The organism is Actinoplanes derwentensis, assembly GCF_900104725.1.
Lineage (GTDB): Bacteria > Actinomycetota > Actinomycetes > Mycobacteriales > Micromonosporaceae > Actinoplanes > Actinoplanes derwentensis.
On sequence record NZ_LT629758.1, the window covers coordinates 6,490,423 to 6,516,781 of the forward strand.

General features: G+C 69.4%; 20 protein-coding genes and 1 tRNA gene. 6 read left to right on the plus strand and 15 right to left on the minus strand.

What is annotated here, in order from left to right; all coding sequences use genetic code 11:
• Positions 1 to 127 precede the first annotated feature (127 nt).
• Positions 128 to 1,879 (minus strand): aa3-type cytochrome oxidase subunit I, encoded by a 1,752-nt coding sequence (gene ctaD / locus BLU81_RS28465; protein WP_092547938.1) that lies wholly within the window; start codon positions 1,877 to 1,879, stop codon positions 128 to 130.
• Between the two features lie 182 nt (positions 1,880 to 2,061).
• On the minus strand, positions 2,062 to 3,168 hold the full coding sequence (locus tag BLU81_RS28470; protein ID WP_092547941.1) for an FAD-dependent monooxygenase: 1,107 nt from the start codon (positions 3,166 to 3,168) through the stop codon (positions 2,062 to 2,064).
• Between the two features lie 395 nt (positions 3,169 to 3,563).
• On the opposite strand from BLU81_RS28470, the gene BLU81_RS28475 reads away from it, so the two are divergent.
• The gene (locus BLU81_RS28475) at positions 3,564 to 4,958 is read left to right on the plus strand and encodes an MGH1-like glycoside hydrolase domain-containing protein (protein WP_231953557.1); all 1,395 of its coding nucleotides are present in this window, start codon (positions 3,564 to 3,566) and stop codon (positions 4,956 to 4,958) included.
• Here the strand turns inward: BLU81_RS28475 and BLU81_RS28480 are convergent.
• The 5 genes from BLU81_RS28480 to BLU81_RS28500 form a co-directional block, all read right to left on the minus strand.
• Complete coding sequence (locus BLU81_RS28480) at positions 4,955 to 6,040, minus strand: S-(hydroxymethyl)mycothiol dehydrogenase (RefSeq protein ID WP_092547947.1); 1,086 nt, start codon at positions 6,038 to 6,040, stop codon at positions 4,955 to 4,957. The two genes, BLU81_RS28475 and BLU81_RS28480, sit on opposite strands and share 4 nt — an antisense overlap.
• Before the next feature lie 49 nt (positions 6,041 to 6,089).
• On the minus strand, positions 6,090 to 6,596 hold the full coding sequence (locus BLU81_RS28485; protein WP_092547950.1) for a MarR family winged helix-turn-helix transcriptional regulator: 507 nt from the start codon (positions 6,594 to 6,596) through the stop codon (positions 6,090 to 6,092).
• Between the two features lie 204 nt (positions 6,597 to 6,800).
• Positions 6,801 to 7,190 (minus strand): cupin domain-containing protein, encoded by a 390-nt coding sequence (locus BLU81_RS28490; RefSeq protein ID WP_092547953.1) that lies wholly within the window; start codon positions 7,188 to 7,190, stop codon positions 6,801 to 6,803.
• Positions 7,191 to 7,208: 18 nt separating this feature from the next.
• Positions 7,209 to 8,882, minus strand: a complete 1,674-nt coding sequence (locus BLU81_RS28495) for an EAL domain-containing protein (protein WP_092547956.1) — start codon at positions 8,880 to 8,882, stop codon at positions 7,209 to 7,211.
• Positions 8,883 to 9,221: 339 nt separating this feature from the next.
• Positions 9,222 to 13,547 carry an AAA domain-containing protein gene (locus tag BLU81_RS28500; protein WP_092547959.1) on the minus strand — a complete coding sequence of 1,442 codons (4,326 nt, stop codon included), beginning with the start codon at positions 13,545 to 13,547 and terminating at the stop codon, positions 9,222 to 9,224.
• 193 nt (positions 13,548 to 13,740) lie between these two features.
• On the opposite strand from BLU81_RS28500, the gene BLU81_RS28505 reads away from it, so the two are divergent.
• Positions 13,741 to 14,583: a hypothetical protein gene (locus BLU81_RS28505; RefSeq protein ID WP_157751818.1), complete on the plus strand. Its 843-nt coding sequence runs from the start codon at positions 13,741 to 13,743 to the stop codon at positions 14,581 to 14,583.
• A gap of 201 nt (positions 14,584 to 14,784) precedes the next feature.
• On the opposite strand, the gene BLU81_RS28510 is transcribed toward BLU81_RS28505, so the two are convergent.
• From BLU81_RS28510 to BLU81_RS28530, 6 genes are all read right to left on the minus strand, one after another.
• Entirely contained in the window at positions 14,785 to 15,453 is a 669-nt protein-coding gene (locus BLU81_RS28510; protein ID WP_092547964.1) for a hypothetical protein, read from the minus strand.
• A gap of 1,418 nt (positions 15,454 to 16,871) precedes the next feature.
• A complete protein-coding gene (locus BLU81_RS28515; RefSeq protein WP_157751819.1) occupies positions 16,872 to 17,348 on the minus strand; it encodes a hypothetical protein in 477 nt (158 codons plus the stop codon).
• Between the two features lie 11 nt (positions 17,349 to 17,359).
• Positions 17,360 to 18,715 carry a WXG100 family type VII secretion target gene (locus BLU81_RS28520; protein ID WP_092547970.1) on the minus strand — a complete coding sequence of 452 codons (1,356 nt, stop codon included), beginning with the start codon at positions 18,713 to 18,715 and terminating at the stop codon, positions 17,360 to 17,362.
• Complete coding sequence (locus BLU81_RS28525; RefSeq protein WP_157751820.1) at positions 18,712 to 19,146, minus strand: type VII secretion target; 435 nt, start codon at positions 19,144 to 19,146, stop codon at positions 18,712 to 18,714. Before BLU81_RS28525 ends, BLU81_RS28520 begins: the two co-directional genes overlap by 4 nt.
• The gene (locus tag BLU81_RS48660; protein WP_157751821.1) at positions 19,139 to 19,528 is read right to left on the minus strand and encodes a YbaB/EbfC family nucleoid-associated protein; all 390 of its coding nucleotides are present in this window, start codon (positions 19,526 to 19,528) and stop codon (positions 19,139 to 19,141) included. The genes BLU81_RS28525 and BLU81_RS48660 overlap by 8 nt, the downstream gene beginning before the upstream one ends.
• Positions 19,529 to 19,615: 87 nt before the next feature.
• Positions 19,616 to 19,936, minus strand: a complete 321-nt coding sequence (locus BLU81_RS28530) for a hypothetical protein (RefSeq protein WP_092547977.1) — start codon at positions 19,934 to 19,936, stop codon at positions 19,616 to 19,618.
• A gap of 70 nt (positions 19,937 to 20,006) precedes the next feature.
• Here BLU81_RS28530 and BLU81_RS28535 point away from each other — a divergent pair, with 70 nt between their 5' ends.
• From BLU81_RS28535 to BLU81_RS28545, 3 genes are all read left to right on the plus strand, one after another.
• The gene (locus BLU81_RS28535) at positions 20,007 to 21,317 is read left to right on the plus strand and encodes an AAA family ATPase (RefSeq protein WP_231953558.1); all 1,311 of its coding nucleotides are present in this window, start codon (positions 20,007 to 20,009) and stop codon (positions 21,315 to 21,317) included.
• 108 nt (positions 21,318 to 21,425) lie between these two features.
• Positions 21,426 to 22,280 (plus strand): bifunctional DNA primase/polymerase, encoded by an 855-nt coding sequence (locus BLU81_RS28540; protein WP_092547980.1) that lies wholly within the window; start codon positions 21,426 to 21,428, stop codon positions 22,278 to 22,280.
• A gap of 455 nt (positions 22,281 to 22,735) precedes the next feature.
• Entirely contained in the window at positions 22,736 to 24,529 is a 1,794-nt protein-coding gene (locus tag BLU81_RS28545) for a SpoIIE family protein phosphatase (RefSeq protein ID WP_092547983.1), read from the plus strand.
• A 93-nt stretch (positions 24,530 to 24,622) separates the two neighbouring features.
• Here BLU81_RS28545 and BLU81_RS28550 read toward each other — a convergent pair.
• Together BLU81_RS28550 and BLU81_RS28555 are read right to left on the minus strand one after the other, a co-directional pair.
• Positions 24,623 to 24,695: transfer RNA gene (locus BLU81_RS28550), tRNA-Ala, on the minus strand.
• Positions 24,696 to 24,781: 86 nt separating this feature from the next.
• On the minus strand, positions 24,782 to 25,330 hold the full coding sequence (locus tag BLU81_RS28555; RefSeq protein ID WP_172890850.1) for a YqgE/AlgH family protein: 549 nt from the start codon (positions 25,328 to 25,330) through the stop codon (positions 24,782 to 24,784).
• A gap of 122 nt (positions 25,331 to 25,452) precedes the next feature.
• On the opposite strand from BLU81_RS28555, the gene BLU81_RS28560 reads away from it, so the two are divergent.
• On the plus strand, positions 25,453 to 26,259 hold the full coding sequence (locus BLU81_RS28560; RefSeq protein WP_092547987.1) for an S-methyl-5'-thioadenosine phosphorylase: 807 nt from the start codon (positions 25,453 to 25,455) through the stop codon (positions 26,257 to 26,259).
• Positions 26,260 to 26,359: the final 100 nt, after the last annotated feature.

The window sequence follows — 26,359 nt, forward strand, 5'->3', positions numbered from 1 at the left end:
TGACCTCCGCTGCTCATAGTGCCGTGCGGGTACGACGAAAATCCAACGGGAAAACGGCCGCTGTGAGCAGGAACGCAAACGGCCCGCGCTCGTGATGAGCGCGGGCCGTGCGGTGCAGAGGAACTGATCAGTGCTTGTTGTCGCTGACGTCTTCCTGGTAGCTGGCACCACCGTCGGACTCGGCGGTGAGCGGCCGGGCGCCACCCTCCGGCGGTCCGGCGAGCGAGTGCCCGGCGGCCAGCTCCGGGAACTTCAGGTCGAAGGCGGGCCGCTCGGAGCGGATCCGCGGCATGCGGTCGAAGTTACGCAACGGCGGCGGGCTGCTGGTGGCCCACTCGAGGGAGTTGCCGTGGCCCCACGGGTCGTCGACGTCGACGACCCGGCCGACCTTGTACGACTTCCACACGTTGTAGAGGAACGGCAGGGTCGACAGGCCGAGAACGAACGAGCCGATGGTGGAGAACGTGTTCAGGAAGGCGAACCCGTCCGCCGGCAGGTAGTCGGCGTACCGCCGCGGCATGCCCTTGGTGCCCAGCCAGTGCTGAACCAGGAAGGTGCCGTGGAAGCCGATCATCGTGAGCCAGAAGTGCACCTTCGCGAGCTTCTCGTCGAGCATCCGGCCGAACATCTTCGGGAACCAGAAGTAGATGCCGGAGAACACCGCGAACACGATCGTGCCGAAGAGCACGTAGTGGAAGTGCGCGATCACGAAGTACGAGTCGGAGACGTGGAAGTCGATCGGCGGGGCCGCGAGCAGCACGCCGGAGAGACCACCGAACAGGAACGTCACCAGGAAGCCGACCGCGAAGAGCATCGGCGACTCGAAACTGATCTGGCCGCGCCACATGGTGCCGATCCACACGAAGAACTTCATGCCGGTCGGAACCGCGATCAGGAAGCTCAGGAAGCTGAAGAACGGCAGCAGCACCTGACCGGTGGCGAACATGTGGTGGGCCCACACCGACATCGACAGCGCGCCGATCAGCAGCGTCGCGGCGACCAGGCCCTTGTAACCGAAGACCGGTTTGCGGCTGAAGACCGGGATGACCTCGGTGATGATGCCGAAGAACGGCAGCGCGATGATGTAGACCTCAGGGTGGCCGAAGAACCAGAAGAGGTGCTGCCAGAGCATCGGCCCGCCGGTCTCCACGTCGAAGACGTGCGCACCGAGGACGCGGTCGGCGGCGAGCGCGAAGAGCGCGGCCGCCAGGAACGGGAACACCATCACCGCGAGCAGTGCGGTGACCAGCATGTTCCAGCACATGATCGGCATCCGGAACATGGTCATGCCCGGGGCCCGCAGGGTCAGGATCGTGGTGATCAGGTTGACCGAGCCGAGGATCGTGCCCAGACCGGAGATGGCCAGGCCGACGACCCACATGTTCCCGCCGACACCCGGCGAGTGCAGGCTGTTGCTGAGCGGGGTGTACGCGAACCAGCCGAAGTCGGCGGCGCCACCGGGGGTCAGGAACCCGCCGATGGTGATCAGGCCACCGAACAGGTAGAGCCAGTAGGCGAAAGCGTTCAGCCGCGGGAACGCCACGTCGGGCGCGCCGATCTGGATCGGCACGACGTAGTTGCCGAACGCGAACACGATGGGTGTCGCGAAGAACAGCAGCATGATCGTGCCGTGCATGGTGAACAGCTGGTTGTACTGCTCAGGCGACAGCAACTGCATGCCGGGCCGGGCCAGTTCGGCGCGCATCAGCAGCGCCATCAGGCCACCCAGCACGTAGAACACGAAGGCCGTGATCATGTACATGATCCCGATCTGCTTCGCGTCCGTCGTGCGCAGAATCCGAGCAAACGCCGAACCCTTGACCTGCCGCCGCACTGGGTAGGGCCGGGTTGCGATCGGCGACGGCGCAACGGTCGTCACGAATTGCCTCCGTTGTCTCGTTCGTCCCTCTCGGGGTTTCCCCGAAGTTCGTCCCCCGAGTCACCCCGAGGACCGGCCTTCGTCATTACCCGAAGATCGGGCGTACCTGGGTGGCAGAATAGTCCCCCACGGACTTTCGACCGTCGCGGGGTGACCAAGTGCCACCTCAGCGCACCGTCCGGTTAGACGGCGGACACCAGAGCCCGATAATGATCGGTGAAGATCTGGGCGCCGCGGCGGCGCAGCATGGGGTCACGCAGGGCGGGCGGGACGTCACGGGTGCGGTCTCGCTCACGGGTCCGCTCACGCACCTCGGAACACCTCGGACGACGACGATCCTCATACGCCCGGAGAGCGGCCGGGATGCCGTCGGTGGCGTGCTTCAGCTCCTGGCCGAGCACATAACCGTCCTCGAAGGACATCGCGGCACCCTGCGCCAGGGTCGGCGCGGTGGCGTGCGCGGCGTCGCCGACCAGCACGACCGGGCCGTTCGACCAGGTCGGCAGCACGACCTCGTCGGTCCGCGCCACCTGCACCTTCTCGATCTTGTCCAGAATGGCCGGCACCGGGCCGCCGAAGGCGCCGAACAGCTCGCGCATCCGCTCGACCGGATCGTCGGGGCTGGGACTGTCCGGCGCGGTCTCGTCGGCGTAGCAGTAGATCCGGCGGCCACCCATCGGCATGGCCGTGAACGACGACCGGCGGCCGAGCAGCGCCGTCCAGTCGGTGAGCGGCGGGCCGCCACTGACCACCGAGCGGTAGACGATCTGGCCGGTCGGGGTGGCCGGGCCACCGAGGCCGACCTTGTCCCGGATCGTGGAGCGGCGGCCGTCGGCGGCGACGACCAGGTCATACTCCGCGATGCCGCCGGTGGAGAACTCGACCTTGGCGGCGCCGTCGATGATCTGCACGTCGCGCACCTCGGTCTCGAAGCGCACCTCGCCGCCGACTCCGGTGAGCAGGACCTGCTGCAGGTCGGCCCGGGACAGCACGCGGGACTCGCCGACACCGGACCACAGCGCCGCCGCGTCCATCTCGAAGAGCTGGCGGCCACGGGTGTCCAGGAAGACCTGGCGGAAGATCAGATCGCCCAGTGGGCGCAGCGGCACGTCCAGGCCGAGCAGTCGCAGCGCCCGGGAGGCGTTGCCGGGAAGATGGATCCCGGCTCCGGGAATGACGGAGGCGGGCAGAGCCTCGACGACGTCCGGTCGGAAACCGGCGACACGGAGGCCCCGAGCCGCAGCCAAGCCGGCGATGCCGGCGCCCACCACGAGGATGCGCAAGGTCATCGGACCAACGCTTTCTTGTCGATGGATACGCGTCGGAGCCAGAACACTACCCCCAGCCACCGACACAAAGGAACACCCACGATCAGGCACAGGTTGCTCTGACAGCAACTTTCGTCTCATGTGGATGGATGGCGAGGGCCGACGCGAAAGCCCGGCCGGCACGAGCCAGAGCCACCGCGCGACGGCGGCGCAGAGAGATGCGGTGCAGGGACTTCATCGAGCGGCGCATGTGGACATCGAACCACCGGGGTATGACACTTTCGGGCCACCGGGAAACCGGACACCCCCGGTCCGCGGCGTGAGAATGAGCACCGCGAGAATTCGTTCGTTGTCCTCCGGCCCGGCCCCCGGCCGCCGATGGGAGAACCGATAGGTAAGACCGATGGTCAGAACCGATGGGTGAGCCAGTGGAAATGCCTCCCGACCAGTTCCAGGAGCTGAGCGCCGAGCTCTGGCGATCCGCCGCCGGTGTGCTCGACCAGAACTGGACCGGCCGCTACACGGTGCCGTCCCGGACGCTGTACCCGCACCAGTGGAGCTGGGACACCGCGTTCGCCGCGATCGGGCTGGCCTACGTGAACCCGGCGCGGGCCTGGCGGGGCCTGCGGAGTCTGTTCGAGGCGCAGTGGCCGGACGGCCGGGTGCCGCACATCGTCTTCGACCCGGACATCCCGGAGGACGCCTACTTCCCGGGGCCGCGGTTCTGGCGGGTGCCCGCCTACTCCGGCCGGGCGGCCCGGGGCAGCACCGGTCTGGTGCAGCCGCCGATGCACGCGCTCGCCGCCTGGGAGGTCTACCGGCACGCGGCCGCGCACGGCGCCGACGCCGCCCAGCAGGCCCGCACCGAGTTGGGCTGGCTCTACCCGAGACTGGTGGCGCAGCAGGAGTTCCTCGGCGACCGCCGGGACGCGGGCGGCAGTGGACTGGCTTCGATCGTGCATCCCTGGGAGTCAGGTCTGGACAACAGCCCGTCCTGGGACGACGCGCTGGCTGCCGTGCCGGCCGACATGCGCCTTCTGGACACGTACCATCGCCGGGATCTTGATGTGTCGGACGCCACGCACCGGCCCACCGACAGCGACCACGCGCGATATCTGGGCCTGGTCGAGAGTTATCGGGACGGCGGCTACTCGGACAACGACCTCGCCCTGCGGCATGGCTTCGTGGTGGAGTGCCCCGGTTTCAACACCATCCTGGCCACCGCTGAGCTGGCTCTCGCCCAGATCGCCGGGGTGCTCGGCGACCCGGCCGCCCATCGGCACCGGGAGCGGGCCCAGGGCATCACCGCCGCGATCACCCATCGGCTCTGGGATCCGCGGACCGGTTTCTTTCATGCCCGGGACGTACGATCCGGCCGGCTCAGCCCCGCACACAGCGTGAGTGGTCTGCTGCCGCTGGCGCTGCCCGACCTGGACCGCCCGTTCGTCGACGCGCTCGTGGCGGCGGCGACGTCGTCCCGGTTCGGGCTGCCGGCGCCCGGTTACGACCGGACCGGACCGGCCTTCGACGAGCGCCGTTACTGGCGCGGCCCGATCTGGATCAACGTGAACTGGCTGCTGCGCCGGGGACTGCTGGTGCACGGGCGGCGGGCCGAGGCGGACGAGTTGCGGCGGGCGTTGCTGTGCCTGGTGCACAGCAACGGCCACTACGAGTACTTCCATCCGCACGATGGCAGCGGGCTCGGCTCACCGGCGTTCAGCTGGACCGCCGCCCTGAGCCTGGACCTGCTGGCCGACTCGCCCGCCCCGGCCTACGCACGCGTCTTCCAGAAGGAGACCCAGAAGACCTAGAAGATCACCACCGAGCGGAGTACGTCCCCGGTGTGCATCTTGTTGAACGCCTGCTCGACCTCGTCCAGCGCGATCTCCTCGGTGACGAACGCGTCCAGATCGAGCCGGCCCTGCTTGTAGAGCTCGGTCAACATCGGGAAGTCCCGGCTCGGCAGGCAGTCGCCGTACCAGCTGGACTTCAGCGCGCCACCGCGGCCGAAGACGTCGAGCAGCGGCAGCTCGATCGTCATGTCCGGGGTCGGCACCCCGACCAGGACCACGGTCCCGGCCAGGTCACGGGCGTAGAACGCCTGCTTGTACGTCTCCGGACGGCCGACCGCCTCGACCACCACGTCGGCGCCGAAACCACCGGTCAGCTCCCGGACCCGCTCCACCACGTCGTGCTCACGCGCGTTGATGGTGTGGGTGGCCCCGAACCCGCGGGCCCATTCGAGTTTCCGGTCGTCGGTGTCGATCGCGATGATCGTGGTGGCCCCGGCCAGAGCCGCCCCGGCCACCGCGCCGTCACCGACGCCGCCGCAACCGATGACCGCGACCGAGTCGCCCCGGCCCACCCCACCGGTGTTGATCGCCGCGCCGATGCCGGCCATCACGCCACAGCCGAGCAGACCCACCGCGGCCGCGCGGGCCTCCGGGTCGACCTTCGTGCACTGGCCGGCGTGCACCAGCGTCTTCTCCACGAACGCGCCGACACCCAGCGCCGGGGACAGCTCGGTGCCGTCCTCCAGAGTCATCTTCTGGGTGGCGTTGTGGGTGTTGAAGCAGTACCACGGCTTGCCCTTGTTGCAAGCCCGGCAGTTACCGCAGACGGCACGCCAGTTCAGCACCACGAAGTCGCCGACCGCGACGTCGGTGACACCCTCGCCGATCGACTCGACGACACCGGCCGCCTCGTGGCCGAGCAGGAACGGGAAGTCGTCGTTGATCCCGCCCTCGCGGTAGTGCAGGTCGGTGTGACACACCCCGCACGCCTGGACTTTGACCACTGCTTCACCGGGTCCCGGATCGGGCACCACGATGGTGGCGACCTCGACCGGCTTGCCCTTACCTCGGGCGATCACGCCCCGTACCAGCTGGCTCATCTCTTCCACGCACCTTTCACGTTCTACCGGGCCGAGAGGGACAACCCTCTCACCCTCGCGATGACGACGGGCCGGAACGCCCCTCCACCAGGCTCTCCAGCAGCGCTTCGGCCACCTTCGCGAGCTGCCTGGCCTGGGCGGCGGTCAGCCGGTCGAAGATCAACCGCTGGATCGCCTCGGCATGCCCCGGTGCCGTCTCGACCACCTTCGCCCACCCCTCGTCGGTGAGCACGGCGATCTGGACCCGGCCGTCGGCGGCGTCTCGTTCCCGCCGCACCCAGCCCTTCTGCTCCAGCCGGGCCACCACATGGGAGAGCCGGGAGAGCGACGCGCTGGCATGCCGGGCGAGCCTGCTCATCGGCAGGCGGCGGTCCGGGCGTTCGGAGAGAGTCATCAGGACCAGGTAGCCCATGTGGGTCAGCCCGGAGTCGCGCTGGAGCTGCGTCTCGATCGCGGCCGGGACCCGGACGAGCAGTTCGACGATCTGCCGCCAGGCGTTCTGCTGTTCCTCGGTCAACCAGCGGGGCTCGTCGGTCAACCGGCTGGGCTCGTCCATGGTGGCAGGTTAGTGGCGATCAGCGGATACGGTGATGTCCGGTCGGCCGTGATCCACGCCGAGGTTCCGGATAGGTGTTCGAATCGATCGACTTACGTGAACCTAGGCGGGTACGCTGTCCGGGGACTTTAACCCCTGACACGGCGCCGGAACCGGCTGGCTGGGGGCCTCGGCCGGTTCCGGCGTCGTGTGCCTAAGTGATTATCAATTCGCAGGCGGCTCGTCCTTGCCGGCCTCTTCGAGAGCGTCCGCTTCTTCCTTGGTCTTGTGCACCGCGCCGTCGGCGTGCTCCGGCGGGCCGTAAACCGTGTAGAGGACCAACGGGTTCGGGCCCTCGTTCAGGAAGTTGTGTTTCCGGCCGGCCGGCACGACCACCAGATCGCCCTGCGCGACCTTGCGGGTCTCGCCGGAGATGACAGCCTTGCCGACACCGCTCACGAAGGTCAGGATCTGGTCCACCTCGTGCACCTCTTCACCGATCTCGCCACCGGGCGGGACGGTCATGATCACGAGTTGGGTGTGCTTTCCGGTCCAGAGCACCTGACGGAAATCGGTGCTCTGCTCAGCGACGGTGGCAATCGTGAAGTGCTCCATGACTGCACGTTACCCGTCTCAGGACCACCGCAACCGACCTGGGACAACCGGCTCCGGACGGCCGATGAGGTAGCCCTGGACGTAGTCGACGCCCAGCTCACGCAACATCCGCAGAGTGGCCTCGTCCTGCACGAACTCGGCGACCGTGTGGATCCCGTACGCCTGGCAGACCTGCACCAGCGCGCGCACCAGCACCTGGTCCTGCGGGTTGTCGACGAGGTCCACGACGTACTCCCCGTCGATCTTGACGAGGTCGATCGGGAACAGGCGCAGATAGCGGAACGAGGCGTACCCGGAGCCGAAGTCGTCGAGCGCCAGACCGCAGCCGAGGTCCCGGACCCGGTCGGCGAACCGGCGGGCCTCACTCAGGTTGCCGATCAGCGCGGTCTCGGTGATCTCGAAGGTGAGCTGTGCCGGATCCACCTCGTATCGTTCGAGAAGCTTCTCCACCTCGGCGGTGAGCCGCGGGTCCCCCACCGACCGGCCGGAGAGGTTCACCTGCAGGCTCAGGCCGGGCTGCTCGGCGGCGAGCCGCATCGCCCGGTCCACCACCCACAGGTCGATGTCGAAGACCGCGTCGAGACGCTCGGCGGTGTCCAGCAACTGGATCGGCGACTGCGGGCCGTCGGTCTCGTCGATCACCCGGAGCAGCAGTTCGTGCCGGGTCACCCGGTTGGTCTGCAACTCCAGGATCGGCTGCGAGTAGAGGGTGAACCCCTCGGTACCGAGGGCGTCGGCGACCCGGCTGCGGTACGACCCCTGCCGGTCCCGGACCTGGACCGGATGCGCGACCAGGGTCATCGGGCGGCCCGCCTCCCGCGACTGCCGCCAGGCCTGCTCGGCGTCGATCAGCAGGCCGTGGCTGCCGGCCTCGGCGTCCCGCTCGAAGCGGACCAGACCGGACCAGGTGCCGGCCACCGCACCGAGAGCCGCGATCAGAGACCGGGCCTGCTCCCGGGCCGTGCGCCAGCTGACGTTCGCGAACAGGACCGCGATCTCGTTCGGGCCGACCCGGCCGAGCAGATGCTCGGGGCGGACGTTCTCCTCGACCAGACGGGCCGACAGGTGCAGGAGGTCGGCGTTACGGTCCGGCCGTACGCCCGCGGTGTCCTCGCCGGCCTGGACCCGGACCACCAGAAGCGCGCCGCCCGCGCCGCGCAACGCCCGGTCGATCTCGTCGGCGAACCGTGCCCGGGTCAGCAGACCGGTCGCCGGATCCGGCTCGATCAGCGACGCCTGCACGGTCTCACCGCGCCGGGTGAGCCGGACCGACTCGCGACGGGCGCGCTCGCGGACCGAGACGTCCCGGACCGTGCCGCGGATGCCGAGAACCGCGCCGACCGCACCGGCCATCGGTTCCAGCGAGCAGTCGGCGTCGAACCAGCCGCCGTCGGCGCGCATCAGCCGGATCGTGGTGTGCACGGTCCGCTGGGCGGTCCAGGCCTCGGTGATGGCCCCGAGTGCCCGGGCGTGGTCGTCACGGTGCACGTGCCGGGACAGGATCTGGCGAGTCTTGCCCTTCTCCTCCGGGTTACGGCCGATCATCGTGGAGAGGGCCGCGGACCAGACGATGTGGTCACCGGCCGCGGTGTAGGTGAACCAGGCCGCCCGGTCGTCGACCGGCTGCCGGGGCTCGGGAAGGGAATGCGGCGGCGCGGGAGTCCAGCGCTCCCGTTCTTCGGGCACCGTCATGGCCCACCACCTCCCCCCTTGTTTATGGTCGCTCCCCCTGCCACCAAAGACCCCTCACCTATTACGACCCGTCACCGGGCCGCAGTAACAGTGGACGTGGCCGTCAAAGTTTTGACGTATCCGCCGGCAAGGCCAGGAGCTGGGAATTATCGCCCATCCAGAGTAGCGAAACAACCGAATGGACGACCTCGTTCCCCTACATTTACGCCGAAATACCTTCACCTAATCCATGACGGACTGTCACTACGTGTATTTGTCGTGGAACCTTCCGCATTCCTGCTCTCAAATTCGGCCATCGGCATACACTCAGCGCATTCACTGATTGACAATGAGTGAGCGTCAGACCGCAGTGATCTCCAGCTCATCGAGCCGCTGCCAGACCGGCCGCAGCGCCACCTCCGGTGCCCGGGCGAACAGACTGCCCCGGATCCGGACGAAAACGCAGTTGCCGACCCGCTCCAGCACCGACTGCCGCCGCATGTCCGACTCCCACTGGTCCGGCCCCTGATAGGAATCGGTGTCGCACTCGATCGCCAGCCGGCGCCCGTCCGGGGCATTCAGCACGAAATCGATCCGGTAACCACCGATCCGGAACTGCGGAATCGGCCGATAGCCCCGCTCGACCAGCGACTTCATCACGTCCCGCTCGAAATCGCTCTCACAGTGCGCGGTCGGGTCGGCCGAGGCGGCCTCCAACGGCAGATCGATGGCGTACGACAGCAGACGGCGCCGGGCATCGTCGTCGAGCAGAACGTTCGGCCGTACCGAATGGAAGATCCACAACTGGTCGCGGGCCCGGGAGGCGGCCACATTGATCCGCCGGTGATAGTCGCGTTTGGTGAACGCCGCGATCCGCGGATCCCGCTCCGCCACCACCATCGACACCAGCACCACGTCCCGCTCGTCGCCCTGGAACGTGTATGCGTCCCCGACCCGCAGCCGCCGCGCCTGGATCTCGTCCTCACCGATCGCCTCACGCAGCTGCTCCAGCAGCCACGCCGCCTGCCCACTGCTGCTCAACAGGCTGATCACGCCCAAGGTCCGGCCGTCGTACCGGGGATCCGCCACGATCTTCGTGACCCGCTCGACCAGCGCGGTGCCCTCCTCGATGTTCACGTCACCGAACCCGGCCAGCGGCTGCCGCTCCCCCGCCGCACAGAACACCGTCTGGATCGGCGGCAGAGCCGGGCGATCCGCCCGCAACGGACGGATCCGGCCGTCGTAGTAGTGCCGCGACGAGAACTCGATGATCTGCGGCACGCTGCGGAAATGCTCGGTCAGCAGGATCCGCTCCGGGGAACGGCGCACCGCGTGGTCGTACAAGGACGACTCGGGGTCGAAATGCTCCGCCGACGGCACCCCGGTCAGATGCCTCTTGATCAGCCCCTGCACCGACCCGGTGAACCCGAGCTGCGGGCCGATCTGCTGATCGTCGCCGACCACCACGGCCCGTTCCGCGAGCGAGAGCACCGGCAACGCGAACAGGTCCGCCTGCGACGCCTCGTCGACGATCACCACGTCGAAGCGGGCACCCCCGGCGAACTGCTCGATCGCCCGGTCCACCGACATGACCCAGACCGGCACCGCGGTGACCGCCTGCTCCATCGCCTTCTGCGCGTGCGCCTGCCACGTCGCGGCGGTCCGCCCGGTCCCCTTGCCGATCTTGCGGAGCGCGGTGGTCCAGTCGGCCAGCGCCGCCCGGCGCCGGTCATCAAGCGCCCGGGACACCTCCAGCCACGCCGACGCCACCACGAGCTCGCTGGTCAGTCGCCTGATCCGGTCCCGGGCCCGCTCCACCCGCCGGGCCAGTACCGCCGGATCGACCTCGCCGACCACCCCGTCGAACCAGGTCTGCGCCCGCCGCCACTCCCACGCCTCCAGACACGCCTGACCGGAGACCACTGGAAGCTCGCCATCGCCGAGCTGCGCAGCCCACTCCGGCGCGGCCACCGACAGCCGCCGGAAAGCCGCGTCGAACCGCATCACGTCCGGCTGCAACAGCACCAGCCGGCGCACCTCGCCGATCGCGTCGTCCCAGCCGTCCAGCTCCGCCCACGCCTGCGTCAGATGCGGCCACGGCGCCACCCGGCCGGCCACCGCCCGCTCCAGAGCCCGCGCCCGCTCCAGGCTGAACACCTCGGCCGCCGCCTCCAGCGACTCCGCCACCCCGCTCAGGGTGGCCGCGTCGACCGTCAGCTCACGCTGCGGCATCAGCACCGCGATCCGGCGGGCCAGCGGCGGCCAGCGGTTCAGGTCGAAGTCCAGCGACTGGTTCGCCTCGGCCAGCAGGGTGCCCGCCCAGATCTCCGGATCGCCCCAGCCACCCGGCGGCTCCGGCACCGACAGCCGGCGCACCCACTCCGTCCAGGCGTCGCCCAGCCGGCGGCGGGCCTGCGCACGGCGCACCGCCTTGACCACGACGTCCACGTCGGCGACGGTGCGCAACGGCTCGTCGTCCACCCGGACCTCGTCGGCCAGCCGGAACAGTCCCGGCTGCAGCAGCCGGTTCAGGTGCCGGCCCGACTCGAACCGCAGGCGCACCTCGTCCAGGCGGGAGAGCAGCAGTTTCGGCTCGGCCAGCAACTGCTCGGCGATCGCCACCCGATGTCCGGTCAGCTCCCGGGACAACGATGCCAGCTCGGTGAACAGGGTCTGGGTGGCGGCCACCTGATCGTTCCAGAGCGCACGCCAGTGCGGGTCGTCGAGCAGCCGGCCCAGCCGGTCCGTCCACGTGCCCTCCCGACGGCGCAGCCACGCCACCGCCTCACGGATCTCCGCCAGCAGCTCGGTCATCCCGGCGCGGTTCTCACCCCGTACCGCCGCCATGTCGACGCCCTCATCAGCCAACAGCGAGATGCGCGCCTCCGTGGTGGCGATCCGCTCCCGGGCCGCCGCGGCAGTGGCGCCGTCCGGCAGATCCGAGATCTCCGGCAACGGCCGCATCGCCGCCGCCCGGTCCCCCGGCGGCAACCTGGTCGCCAGCTTCAGCAGCATGGCGAACTCCTCGATGGTCAGCGGCGGCGGCCCCGACACCGGATCCGGGATACCGCCGTGCGCCGCCGCCCGGTCCCGCAGCCACGCGCCCACTTCGGCAGGGAGCAGAGCGATACCCCCGATCTGGTACGTCTGGGCCTCGCTCTCCGCGATCAGCCGCAACCCCGCCATCGCCGCCGCCAGTTCCCGCTCCGACTCCTCCAGATTGCGGGTCAGCCGGTTCACCCGGCGCGCCTCGGCCTCCCGGTCCAGCGTCGCCGCCCGATCCGACAGCTCACGCGCCGCCAGCTGGAGCTGCACCAACTGATCGGTGGTCCGGCCGAGCACCGCCAGGCACAGCGCCCGCACCTCCTCCGGCAGGCCGTCGCGCAGCACCCGCAGCGGCTCCTCCTTCTGTGCCACCACCAGGACCCGCTTGCCGTTCGCCATCAGATGACAGATCAGATTGCGGATCGTGTGCGTCTTCCCGGTACCCGGCGGGCCCTGCACCGCTACGTTCCGGTTATGAGCCAACCGGCGGGCGATCGACTCCTGCGCCTCGTTCGTCGGCAACGGCATGAGCAGGCGCTCACCCACCCGCTCCCAGGACTCCGGGCGGTCGTCGGGCATCAGCAGCCGGCTCGGTTCGTGCGCCACCACCGCGGCCAGGGCGCCCACACCCGTCAGATCACCAGCGGTCAGGCGGTCGCGCAGGTTCTCCAGGAAGCCGCGCAGTTGGCGCTGTCGCGGACGGGCGAACAGGACGGCGACATCCCTGATGTACGCCCCCGCCTTCGGGTTCTCCTCAGCGCCGGTGATCACACGCCGGTCGAATCCCAGCCGGATGAGGGCTCGCTCGAAGAAGTCACGGCGGTCGACGTCGTTCCAGAGATCCACCTCGACCGTGCCGCCCGGACCGCCCAGGCTGGTGAGCTGGGCCAGATGCCGATCGTCCAAGCCGGCGAGAGCCTCGACCTGGAGCCGGGACGGGCCCGCCGGGGAGACCGAGATCAAGGCGCGATCGGCGTCGTACTCGATCATGACCGGGGTGGCTACCAGCGGATATCGAACCCGGGTCCCGTCGATCGTGGTCTCCAGGACGCCGTGCCCCCAGACCAGCTCGGTGGTGGCGGCGGTCATGTCCAGCTGGTGCATCCGGTCGAACAGCCTGCGGTGCAGCTCACGGGTCTGCTCGGTGGCAGCGGTCAGCTCCGACCACGGTCGCCAGGTCCGGTCCCGCCAGCCTTCGAACTCGTCACCCGCGACCTCATCGGCTCGGGCTTCGCCCCCACCAGCCGTCACACCGGCCCTTGTCACACCGGCCCTTGTCGCTGCCGGCTCGCCAGTCGCCGCCGGTCCGTCGGTTGCCGCCGGTCCGTCGGTTGCCGCCGGCTCGTCGGTTGCCGCCGGCTCGTCGGTTGCCGTCACCTCGCCGCGCAGACGGCGGCGCAAGGCGGCCGGAACCGGGACCGGAGCCGGCATCTCGGGACGGCCGACCCGCAACCAGGAGGCGTCGTAACCGGCCGGGCCGATCTGACAGCCGGGATGTTCGGGCAGCTCACGCAGCCAATGCGCGTCGGATGGCACGGTCCGTGCCGGACGGTCCATCTGCGCCCGAACGGCGAGCAGATAGTCGGCGACGGCCACCGCCCGATCCCGGATCGTGGTGGGCGACTCACGCTGCTCGGCCATCCCCAGGAGTTTAGGGCTTGGCTTCGATCCTGCGAGGTTGCGTATCGGCCTGTTTCGGGCCTGCACTCGGGCTTAAGGAACCGCTAAGGTTACGCCCGCCGATCTTGCACATCGATGGCAATTGGGGACGCACGTGAACCAGGGTTGGGCGGAACGAGACGGGAACGGGCACTACTGGCCCGGCCAGCCGCCGATGATTCCACCTTCGTTCTACGCCACACCGGCTGACCCGCTGGTCAGCCCCGACTATGCGGGCTGGTGGCGGCGCAGCCTCACCCTGGCCCGGAGGGTCTGGAAACCCGCCCTTCTCCTGCACACGATCGCGGCTGTGCCGTCGCTCGCCCTGACCGTCCCCGCGGACGTCGCCGCCACCGCGGAGAACCGCGAATTCCAGGACCTACTGGCGAACGGCCACGCCGGCCCCGCGGAACTGATCGCCTACCTCAGTGCCACCGCCCTCCTGCTGGGCGCGGTCCTGGTGGCGGCCCTGATCGCCGCAGTCGTCACCGCGGTCAACGTCCACCTGGTGATCCAGGCCGCGACCGGCCAGCCGGTGAGCCTTCGGGCCGCAGCCACCGCCGGCCTGCGCCGGGCCCCTGCGGTGATCGGCTGGACACTGGTCGCCAACCTGCTGACCAGCATCGCCGTCCTGATGTGCGTACTACCGGTCTTCTACGTCGGCGCCGCCCTGATGGCCCTGCCGATCCTGGTCACGCTGGAACGGGGCTCCGGCATCAGTCGCGCGTTCAGCCTGTTCCACGCCGACCTGGGCACCTCAGTGGCCCGCGTCGCCACCGTGTTCGCCTTGATGGTCGCCGCGACGATCGGCCTGAGCACCGTCGCGATAGCCCTGGACGTGATCATCGGCGGCACCGCCGGCTCAGTGGCCGCTTCCCTGTGGAACGGCGTCCACCTCTTGGTATCCGGAGTCTTCTTGACCCCACTGCTGGTCACCGCGTACGCCGACATGCGCTCCCGCCTGGAGCCCTTCTCCACGGCCTACTTGATGCCCCACCCGACAACCCCACCCCCCTGACCAACCAGTTCCCCCCACCTGACCGGCCAACCAGGCTCAAGCTGTCCAACTCGCCCACCCAACCACCTGGCTCTGCCACATGACCCACCTGGCCCTGCCCACGCCAGTCATACCTTCACCGCCCGGCGCATGCCAGAGCGACCCCGCACCCAGCTCTGTCGCTCTTGCCGGGTGCGAGGCCGATCCGGATGACCCGTGTTGTCAGGGGAACTGCATACGGCGCGGGCGAGGGATCACCGGCGGCGGTAGCGGAAGGTCGTCGAGGTGACTCCAGCTCAGCATGCCGTTGTCGGTGGACTTGATCTCGCCGAGGCAGGCCCGGAGCAGACCCAGGTTGGGGGCGCCAGCGAACCCGGCGATGACGACCTCCGGTTTCGGGACGATCCGAGCGATGGCGCCGCAGATCTTCGCGACTTCACGCTCGTCGACGGAGTCGAGCGGTAGCGGGGCTTCGACCGGCGACCGGCGCCACGGCGGCCCGAACCGGCGCAGCAACTCGCGCGCGAGCCGGCCGAAGGACCGCCCCACCTCGGCGTCCCGCATCGAGACCCGGGCCGACTGCCCGTAGCACCACGGCACGATCACATGCCCGTTGATCAGAACGAGCTGGTAGACCGACCGCGGCACGCTGATGATCTCGGCACCGGGCAGAGCACCTAGAAAGAGGACCAGCTCCTCGTACGGCAAACCCCACCGCGGGTTCGCCAGCACACGTTCCATGGTCTGGGTCATGGCCGGATGAGCGTGGACCTCACGGTCGATCGCCGTACTCAACGCTTCCGGCACTCGGGTCCACAATTCGTCGGCGATCTTGTCGCCGAACTGCTCGATCAGCCACTCGCTAGGACCGACGAGAACGTCTGGACGCATTCCTCACCACCACCGTCCGTGTTGCCGACGTCACTGCTGGCTAGAAGAGTTGCACTTCCAATGATCGACTGGAAGGGGGATGCCCGAGATCACAAATACAAGCATGAATGAAATCGAGCAGGTCGATCAATGCTTAGCCACAACGCTGGAGCGGCAGGGCGGTGGATCGCAAAACATGCAAGTTGCGCAGCAGCACTCACGCGCAACTTGCACAGCCGTTTCGCTATTCACCAGCGTCACTCATTCAACCCGAGACTTATTTCCAAGCGGTGACGCACAGGCAAACAACGTTTCACATAGCGTGATCAAATACGGCACCACCTGCGGCGCGACCCAACAAATGATCAACACAACCACCAACCGCCCGACCGTACGGATGGTGAAATCAATTGCAGTACGCGCGTCCCTTTTCGCCACGATCCACACCCGACGCCACCCGCGAACACCCCGACCCCAGGGGGACAGCACTCCACTGTCGGATTCCCGTCAGTTCACTCACGCCTACCACCCGATCACCGACCGCCGACTCCCCACACCCGCGGGCAAACGCTCTCCCGGCAACGCTGGTCACAGCACCCATCCCCAACCGCCGCCCAATCCCCAAGATCAGCGATCATCCAATGCAATGTCCACGGTCCGACAGCCGACGTGAGCACCGCGCGACGAACCCACTTCCCCAGACGCCCCATTAATCCCGTTCGCGGCAATCAAGTGGCCCTCCTTCGAATCACCGCTATTCCAAACCTACCGAGCAGTAGATTCCCGGCAACCGCCCGAACCGACCCCGAACCGCCCGCCGGATCCACCGCAGATGGATTCCGCCCGCACCCCAGAAAAGCCATTTGGCGTGCCGCCAATTAGCTCCCACCTCACGAACAGCGCAGCAACAAGACGAGGTCCAGGCAAAGTCCGGCACCCAGAGAACACCGCAATCCCGATGTCATAGGTGGCCTTTACCAACACCACCCCGACCCCGGGCCAGCCCATCCCTGCGGTCAGCCCGCCCGGCGCTACGCCCAACCCAGCGCCACGGTCCTGGTCAGCCCACCTGCGCCATCAGTCGCAGTCAGCCCGGCGCGGCACTACGCCAGCCCAGCGCCGCGGTCGCGGTCTCGCGGTCTCGCGGTCGCGGTCTCGCGGTCGCGGTCTCGCGGTCGCGGTCTCGCGGTCGCGGTCTCGCGGTCGCGGTCTCGCGGTCTCGGTCTCTGCGCTGCAGCCGCCCGGTGCCGGCCAACTCACGGACCGCCTGGGGACAGGGCTGGATAGGCGACTACGTCCGGCTGCCCAAACTCGCGGAGCCCGGACTCGCGTGTACCCGCGGTGCAGGTCAGTCGACGAAACCAACCGGTAGCCACGCCGGGAAAACGGCCACATACCGCGACGCGAATTCGCGCAGCCTGAAATCGCGCGGCACAGACTCACGTAGCGCGGGCAGGTGGACTGCCTGGTGGAGCCGGCTGGAAAGGTAGCCATACCTCTCGGTGGTCGGCGTATGGAGTGATGCCTTCGGGGAACCAGAGCAGGCCGGTGGCCAGGCCTGCGATCCCGATCAGGAAGTCGTAACCGCGCACCAGCGCGACTGGCACCGGCGAGACCTCGGCCAGTTCGGTGAACAGGGCCCGGGCCTCGAACATTTGCCGCCCTCGTCCGGGCACGGTGATCCCCAGGTCCAGGACCAGCGGGAAGACGTCGAGAAAGGAGGGATCGTCGCCGTCGATCAGGTCGTTGGTGTGCAGTTCGCCGCCGACCTGGCCGCCATCGGGGAGTGGCCGGCTCAGATAGGTCGCGCCGTCGACCCCCTGGAACACCGTCATGCCGACCGCGGGTGCGATCTCGGCGGCGAACTCCGGTGGACCGTGCTGGGATTGAAAGTAGAAGTGCTCTTGTGTGGACACCGGCGCCATCCTTAGGGCAACTCGAGCATTGTTCCATCAGCCAGGATCACCCGGGCCCGATCCGGCAGAGCCGACCCGTGTGCTCTCGCCTGGCCCGCGGCGCGCGCCCAGCCGTGCCGGGCCACCTCCTCGGTCAGGCCGGCCGGCCGCCCGTCGATCACCACGTCACCGCCACCGTGCTGCCCGAGTTGTTTTCCGGCGGCCAGGATGTTCGAACGCATGCTGGAACTGGAGGCGCTCTCCGGCGTCTTGAACTCGGTGACCACTCCGGGATCGTCCGGACCACTGCGAACCATCGCGTCCGGGTTGGTCAGACCGGTCACGTCCTCCACTCGCCGACGAGGGTGCACCATCTTCCCCTCGGCCGCGAGCAGGTCGGCGATCGCCCGCTCCTTGTCGACGAACAGGCTCTCGGGATCGTCCACCCCGACCCGGAACCCGTCACCCAGCGGAACATGCTCCTTCCCCGCATCGAGACGACCCACACCGAGATCACCGGAGCCAAGATCTCCGGTGCCGCGATCGCCGGTGCCGCCAGCGCCGTCCGTGCCGCCAGCGCCAGCGCCAAGACGACCCACGCCGTCCGGGGCCTTGCCCGCGGCGCCACGAGCGTCGCCCAGAGCGCCGCCGAGAGAACGGATCAGCTTCTGGATCTTGTCGCTCTGCGTGACGAGATTTCGCAGGCTGTCGATCAGCCCTTTCAGCCATCGGCTGATCCGCGCCGCCCAGGCCGCACAGACGGCGGTCACCTGACTCATCACCAGCGGAAGCGCGGCCCCGCGGGTGGCGGCGACCTCGACCGCGTACACCACCAGACGGGCGACCACGGCGGCGATCGCGTCCCGGATCATCAGCCGGACCGAGCCGACCAGGCCACCGGCGCCTTCCGCCATCGCGGAGACGGTCCCGGCCGTGGTGCCGAGAGCCCGCAGTTCCGTCTCCCGATGGCCGGCCCACGTCCGGTACGCCTCGGCCGCCGCCCCGCTCCACCCGGCGACCTCGGATCGGGCCGCCCGTCCCAGGCCGTCCGCCTCCATGGTCAGCGCGCCGGCCACGTTGGCCCAGGTCTGGGCATGGGCCGAGATCGCGGCGGCGTCTCCGGCCAGCCAGTCGAGCGCTTCGGCAAGCGGCTCGACCTGCTCGATCAACCAGGCCACCCCGAACTGGGTGAGGTTGCCGAGCGGATCCGCCACCGCTGCCAGGCCGTCGAGCGCGCCGCCACTCCCGGCCAGCGCGCCGTCGACCCAACTACCGTTTCGCACCGCCGCGTCGATCGCCCGCACGTCTTCGGCGAGAGTGAAGCCGGCCCACCTGTCCGGCCCGCTGCCGGCCGGGGCGGCGACCAGAGAACCGGCCGACGCCGTCACCGGTCGCCCCGAACGGCCCGGTAGGCGTCACCCCCGATGGCACGGAACGTGTCACCCTCGGCGGCCCGGAGAGCGGCGCCCTCGACGGCCCGGAGCGCGTCGCCTTGAGCAGCCCGCAAGTCGACCCCCTGGATGGCCCGGAAAGCATCGTCCCGGCGCTGGTCGGCGGCCTGATAGCCGTCAGAGTTGGCACGCAGCCGGTCACCACCGGTGTGCAGGCCGGCCGCCGCGGAGTCGATCGCCGCGATCACCACGTCCTGCAGCGCGCCGAGGGCGGCCGGGACCAGCGTGCACAACCGGCCGTAGGACTCGGGCCCGGCACGAACCGCCCGGCCCGCCGCACCGGCGGCGGTGATCTGGTCGGCAGCGGTCTGGACTGTGCGCGCGTGGGTCACCAACTCGGGTGGACGGACCTCGAACCGCTCAGTCACGGCAGCAGTCCTCCGGGCGGAGGCGGGCCGCGAAAGTCTCGATGATCGCTTGCCCGGTCGCCGAGTCGGCGCCCACCGTCTCGCTGGTCGTGGCCGTGACGGTTGTGACCATCGCGGTCTGCGCGGCCCGCAGGGTCGCCAGGATCTCCCGCGCGGTGCCAGCCGCGGGGCGCCGCCGGATGCCCTCGCCCAGGTCGAGCCGGGTCAGGCCACCATCGGACCCGACTGTCACGGTGATCAGGCCGTCGGGACTTCGCACGGTCTCGGTGAGCCGTGCCAGGCGGGACGACAGCTCGAGGGCCCGCCGGGAGCGTTCCTCGATGCTGCCCCGCCACTCGTCGATCAGTCTCTCGGCCTCACCGAGGCCACGCGCGTCGAACATGGAGCCGTCTCCATTCACCGTGATGACTTCGCGACCGACGGTAGCGAGATCGGCGACAACGCGGAGAAGGCCTGTGGATAACTCGATTCAGCGGGGCCCGACGCTGTCCCACGAGTGCCGGAAGCGGGCTGGCGGGAAGTCCCATTCGCGCAGCACGGCGAGGAGTCCGGCCTCGTCGGAGGCGGTCTCGTGACGCAGTCGGACGGCGCCGGGGTCGTGGTCGTACCCCTCCAGGCTGTCGGCCTCGAACTCCCAGTGCTCGACGTCGAAACCGCGGCCCGCGACCGGGACCACGTGCACGAGCGCCCATCGGTGCGGCAGTGAGGCCGGCAGCCGGACGCCGAGGCGGCGGCCCAGCCTCAGTGCGGCCAGTTCCGCGGCCGGCCAGACCCATTCAGACTCGCCCATGATTGCTGGGAAGGCTACTCGGACGAGGAGTGGCGCCGGTCCTGTCGGGGGTGGGCGATACCGTGCCGGGGTGAGTTCCCACGCGCTCGTCAGCCCGGCCGATGAGGCCGCGACCGTCATCGCCGCCGTGCTCGGCGACCTCACCACCGGTGAGCATCGCGGAGTGGTGGTCGATTCCCCACCCGGAGCCGGCAAGTCGACTCTGGTGGTGCGCGCGGCCGGTGAGCTGGCCGCGACCGGCGATCCCCTGATGATCGTCGCGCAGACCAACGAGCAGGTGGACGACCTGATCGAGCGCCTGGGCACACGGTCGCCGGAGATCGGAGTGGGCCGGTTGTCGGCCGTCGATTACGCGCCTTCGGATCGGGTCAAAGCACATCCGGCCTGCCGGGTGGCGGCCAAGGTCGGCGACCTGGGTTCACCGTCCGTAACTATCGGTACGGCGGCCAAGTGGGCCACCGTGACCGAGGGCACCTGGCCGTGGGCGATCGTCGACGAGGCTTACCAGATGAGGTCGGACGCTCTGCTGCGTGTCGCGCCGCGGTTCGAGCGGGCCCTGTTCGTGGGCGATCCCGGTCAGCTCGACCCGTTCTCGACGGTCGAGGTGGACCGGTGGATCGGTCTCTCCTGGGATCCGATGCAGAGTGCAGTGGCCGTCCTGCTGCGGCACAATCCGGACCTTCCGGTGCACCGACTCCCGGTGTCGTGGCGGCTGCCGGCGTCGGCGGCTCCGGTGGTGGCCCGGGCGTTCTACCCCTTCACCGGGTTCCGTTCGGGGACCGGGCCGGGTGATCGCATGCTCGCTTTCGGACAGTCCGCGCGAGATCCGTTCGACGAGGTGCTGGACACCGCGGCGGCGACCGGCTGGGGTTTGCACGAGTTGGCCGAGCGCTTCACCGTTCGTACCGACGCGGAAGCCGCCGCCGCCTGCGCGCAACTCGCCGCACGTGCCCTGACCAGGGACGGTGTCGCGTCTTCGGAATCCGGCACCGGCCCGCTCACCGCGGATCGGATCGCTGTCGGCGCCGCGCATCGCGACCAGGTCGCGGTGATCCGGTCGCTGCTCCCGCCGGAGGCCGCGGAGATCACCGTCGACACCGCGAACAGACTTCAGGGCCGGGAGTACGACTTGACCATCGTCCTGCATCCGCTCTCCGGCCGGCGGGACGCGACCGCCTTCCATCTGGAGTCGGGGCGGCTCTGTGTGCTGACCTCCCGGCATCGGCACGCGTGCGTGGTGGTGGCCCGGGCCGGCATCGCCGAGCTGCTCGACGCGCACCCGTCGACCGAGCCGGTGCACCTGAACGTGCCGGTGAAGTTCCCGGACGGCTGGGAGGCCAACCAGTCGATGCTCGCCCATCTATACCGACCGGGCCGATGAGAGTCGTCCTGGCGTGTCCCCCGCATCCCGGGGGCCGACGGGCCGAGTTCGCTGCCCTGGCACACCTCACGGACGCCGAGGACCGGAATTTGTCGTACGGTTGTTCTAATGTCGCTCCTGACCGCCCTGGCGTACGCCCGGCACGGGATCCCCGTCCTGCCGGTGCACACGCCTGACCGGGGTGGTTCCTGTTCTTGCGACAAAGGAGCCCGATGCGCCAGTTCCGGCAAGCACCCACGACTCCGTCACGGCCTGACCGAGGCCACGACCGATCCGCAGCAGATCCAGCTCTGGTGGACCTTCTGGCCGCGCGCCAACGTGGGCCTGCGCACCGGAGTGGTGATGGACGTGGCCGACGTCGACTCCGCGGAGGGCTGGCACGGGCTGCGTCATCTGCTCGGCGGCGACGTGCCGGCCGGTCCGCAGGTGCGCAGCGGCGGGGGCGGCCGGCACCTGTGGTTCCGCCCGACCGGGTGGGGCAACCGCGTCCGCCTGGTCCCGGGGCTCGACTGGCGCGGTGCGGGTGGTTATGTGCTGGCGCCACCCTCGCGGCATGCCCGCGGTGCCGACTACCGCTGGATCCGGCGGCCCGCCGTGACGCTGCCGGTCGTGCCCACCGCTTTGCTGACCCTGCTCGCGGGCCCGCCGCCGACGGCCGCGGCCGGGCGGTCCGGGCCGATCACCCATCCGGACCGCTACGCCGAGGCCGCTCTCGACGCCGAGACGACACGGGTCGCCGGAGCCGTCGAGGGCACCCGCAACGACACGCTGAACAGGGCGGCCTTCATGCTCGGCCGGCTCGTCGGGGCGGGTCTGCTGGACGAGCCGGAGGTCCGGCGGGAGCTGACGGCCGCGGCCCGGCGGGCAGGGCTGGGCTGGACCGAGATCCGCGGCACGCTGCGCTCCGGCCTGACCGCCGGCCGCCGGCATCCGTTCGCGACAAACCGAACAAACGCGGCCTGACACCGCCCCGGCCCGGCGCAGTCAGCCCGGCACTTCCCTCGCCCGGCGCACTCGACCCGAACCACACCCCGCCCGGCGCACTCGGTCTGACGTGTATTCGGCCCGGCGCACTCAGCCTTGCGCCTGAGCCGGCATCCGTTCGCGCGGAAGCCGGTAACCGCAGACCGGTGACTGTTCGCGACGTGGTCGACACGCGCGGGCCGGTGGCTGTCCCGGCATCTGGTCGATACGAGTCCGACACGCGCGGCCGGATTCCTGTCCCGCAAGTGGGCAGGAACCCGGCGATTTCCGAGGGCAACCGTCTTGACCAGCACCTTCGACCGTATCGACGGGCCGGGTCTGCAGGGTCGAATCGGCCGTTCGGCCGTGCCGAAACGGATGATCGGGTCACCCGGGGAGGAACCTGCTCTGCCTTCCCACCGGTAGCCTGGCGTGCGGAACGGCCGGGGGGCGATGTGCTTCAGTGGGACGTGATCAGCGACGCCGACCGGGTGGTGCTCACCGACCCGCGACGTCTGCGATCGGTGCGCCGGATAGCTGGCGGCCCGCTGCCCGACGACGCCTTCGACCGGGTGGCCATGCTGGTCCGCAAGCTGGTCGACGCGCCGATCGGCGCGGTCTGCCTGGTCGGTGACGATCGGCAGATCCTGTCCGGACAGACCGGCGTGCCCGATCCGCTGGCCTCGGCCCGGGAGATGCCGCTGACCCACTCGTTCAGCCGGCACGTGGTGGCGGCCGGAGCGATGCTGGTCGTCTCCGACGTGCGGACCGATCCACGGATGCGGGACAACCCGGCGATCGAGGAGATCGGGGTCATTGCCTACGCGGGAGCACCGATCACCGACCCCGACGGCCTGATCGTCGGCGCGCTCTGCGCCTTGGATCAGGAGCCACGGGTCTGGACCCCGAGTGAGATCGCCCTGCTCAGCGAGCTTGCCGAGGTCTGTTCGTCGGAGGTGTGCCTACGGATCGCCCGGGCCGCCGCCGAGGAGGCCCGGCGTGCCGCCGAGTCGGCGCACCAGCAGCTCGAACTGCTCGCCGACCTGACCGAGTCACTGGCGGCCACCATGGACATGGACGAGGCCATGCGGCGGCTCGGCGACATCGTCACGTCCACCCTCGCGGACTGGTGTGTGGTCGCGGTCGCCGATGATCCGGGCGGCTCCGCCCTGGTCTCGACCGTTCATCGTGATCCGGCCCGGGCCGCTGACATGGCCCGGCTCGCCGAGTTGGCCGTCGGCGCCCGGGCCGATCTGCGATCGATGCTGCGTGCCGCTCACCGCACCGGCCGGCCGGTGCGGACCCCCGGACTGCAGAGCCGGATCACCGACGCCGAAGTAGCCGGGATCACCGCCCGGGCCGGGTTCGGGACGGCGATGATCGTGCCGATCGTGTCCCCGGTGCGGCGTCGCCCGATCGGGGCGGTTCTACTCGTCAACCGGCCCGACCGAGCGGATTTCAGTGCCGCCGAGGAGTGGACGGCCGCCGAGGTCGGCCGCCGGGCGGGGTTGGCCGTGGAGAACAGCCGTCTCTACCGGGAGCAGCACCACATGGCCGAGGTGCTGCAGCGCAGCCTGCTCACCGAGTTGCCGTCGATCCCCGGGATCGAGCTGCACGCCCGGTACCTTCCAGCGCAGGACGGCGCGGCGGTAGGCGGCGACTGGTACGACGCTTTCGCCCAGCCCGACGGCAGCTTCATGGTCGCGGTCGGCGACGTCTCCGGGCACGACATCGAAGCGGCTGCCACCATGGGTCAGCTGCGCAATCTGGTCCGGGGAGACGCCTACGGGCGCGACGAGGAGCCCGGTGGCCTTCTCACCCATCTGGACCGGACGTTGTACGGGTTGCACGTCCCCGCCTCGGCCACGGCAGTGCTCGCGCGGGTCCGCCGATCCGCCTCCGGCTACAAGGTCAGTTTCGCCAACGCCGGGCATCCTCCGCCCCTGCTGCTCCAGCCGGACGGCAGCGTCCAGGTCTGGTGGGTGCCGCCGGAGCCGCTGCTCGGCCTGCCGCCACGGGAACCACGCACCACCGCCCGGCGTTGGGTGCCACCGGGTTCGACGCTGATCCTCTACACCGACGGCCTCGTCGAGGATCGCGAACAACTTCTCGACGACGGCATCAACCGCCTGTCCGAGGTACTCCGGACCAACGCGGGTTGCCCGGCCGACGACCTCTGCACCCGCCTGCTGGCGGCGGCCCCACGCCGCAGCGACGACATAGCCCTACTCCTGGTCCACCTGACCTGACCATCGCACCCGCCACGATGCCAACGGCACAAGGCGATGTGGCGCTACAAACAAAAACACCCGGACCAAAATGGTCCGGGTGTTTTTCAAGGGTGGAGCTGAGGGGACTCGAACCCCTGACCCCCACACTGCCAGTGTGGTGCGCTACCAGCTGCGCCACAGCCCCTTGCTTGCTTTGTTGCATCCCCAGCGTTTCCCCCGGGCACGCTGGAAATATTACACACCCCCATGGGGCCCGTCTAAACACCCCCCTCAGTTGAGGGAGACATCCGGAGGGAAGTGGGCGACGGCCGCCAGGATGTCGCCCTGGCGGCGCAGGACCATGGCCCACAGGTCGTCGGGGCGCTCCACGAAGGGGTCGCCGGGCAGGGCGTCGAAGACGAACCAGGAGCCGGCGGCGATCTCCTCCTCCAGCTGGCCGGCGGACCAGCCCGAGTAGCCGGCGAAGACGCGGATGCCGGCGACGCTCTCCCGCAGACGCTCGGGGTCGGCGGAGAGGTCGAGGGTGCCGAGCGCGCCGCTGACCGGATGGAACCCGGAGAGCCGTTTCTTCACGTCGGGACGGGTGCGGGCCAGGCAGATAGCCGACTCGGGCTGCACCGGGCCACCCTCGAACAGCACCGCGGGGTCACCGGCCAGCTCGCCCCAGGTGCCGAGGACCTCAGCCACCGGGACCTCGGTCGCGCGGTTGAGCACGACCCCCAGCGCGCCACCGGTCTCATGGGCCACCAGCAGCACGACCGTCCGGTCGAAGTTGGGGTCCTTGAGGGTGGGCGTGGCGACGAGCAGCTGACCGGTCATCGACTCCACCGACCGGCCTCCGATCCGCTGCTGCTCACCGAACACGTGTTTACCGCCGTTCGCTCGACGTAGCCATGACTCGCACATTAGCTTGCGATTCAGTCCGTGGATAAGGTCTGGGCATGAACCCGCCACCTACGGCAGCAGAGATCGGCGTCATCGGCGGATCGGGGCTGTACGCGCTTCTCGACAACGCCACCGAGCATGAGATCGACACACCGTTCGGGCCGCCGTCGGACCGGATCACGGTGGCCGAGGTGGGTGGCCGCCGGGTGGCGTTCCTGCCCCGGCACGGGCGTGACCACCGGTTCCCGCCGCACCTGATCCCGTACCGCGCGAACCTGTGGGCTCTACGTTCGCTGGGTGTGCGGCAGATCGTCGCCCCGTGCGCGGTGGGCGGGTTGCGGCCGGAGTTGGGGCCGGGCACGTTCGTGGTGCCGGACCAGTTGATCGACCGGACGAGTGGCCGGGTGCAGACCTTCTACGACGAGGGCGCGGTGCACGTGTCGTTCGCCGATCCGTACTGCCCGGTGGGCCGTGCGACGGTGCTGGATTCCGCCGCCGGGGTGAACGCGGTGGACGGCGGCACGATGGTCGTGGTGGAGGGCCCGCGGTTCTCGACTCGCGCCGAGTCGCGCTGGTTCACCTCGATCGGCGGCACGATCGTCAACATGACCGGTCATCCGGAAGCGGTGCTGGCCCGCGAGCTGGCTCTCTGTTACACGGCGATCGCGCTGGTGACCGATCTGGACGCCGGAGTGGAGGGTGACCACGGAGTCACGCAGGATGAGGTCTTCCAGGTTTTCGCCGACAATACGGCGCGGCTCCGTGACGTTCTGCTCGATGCGGTGGCCAAATTGCCGTCCGAGCGCTCCTGCTCTTGCAAGGACACCCTGACAGGCATCAAACTGCCTTTCGCGCTTCCCTGAGCCGTACTCGGGAGACCCCTCCAGGCTTGTGATCGATCCCACAGGACTGCACGCCAGACGGACCCGGAAGCGTCGAGGATTCATGCCCGTCGAAAGGGAC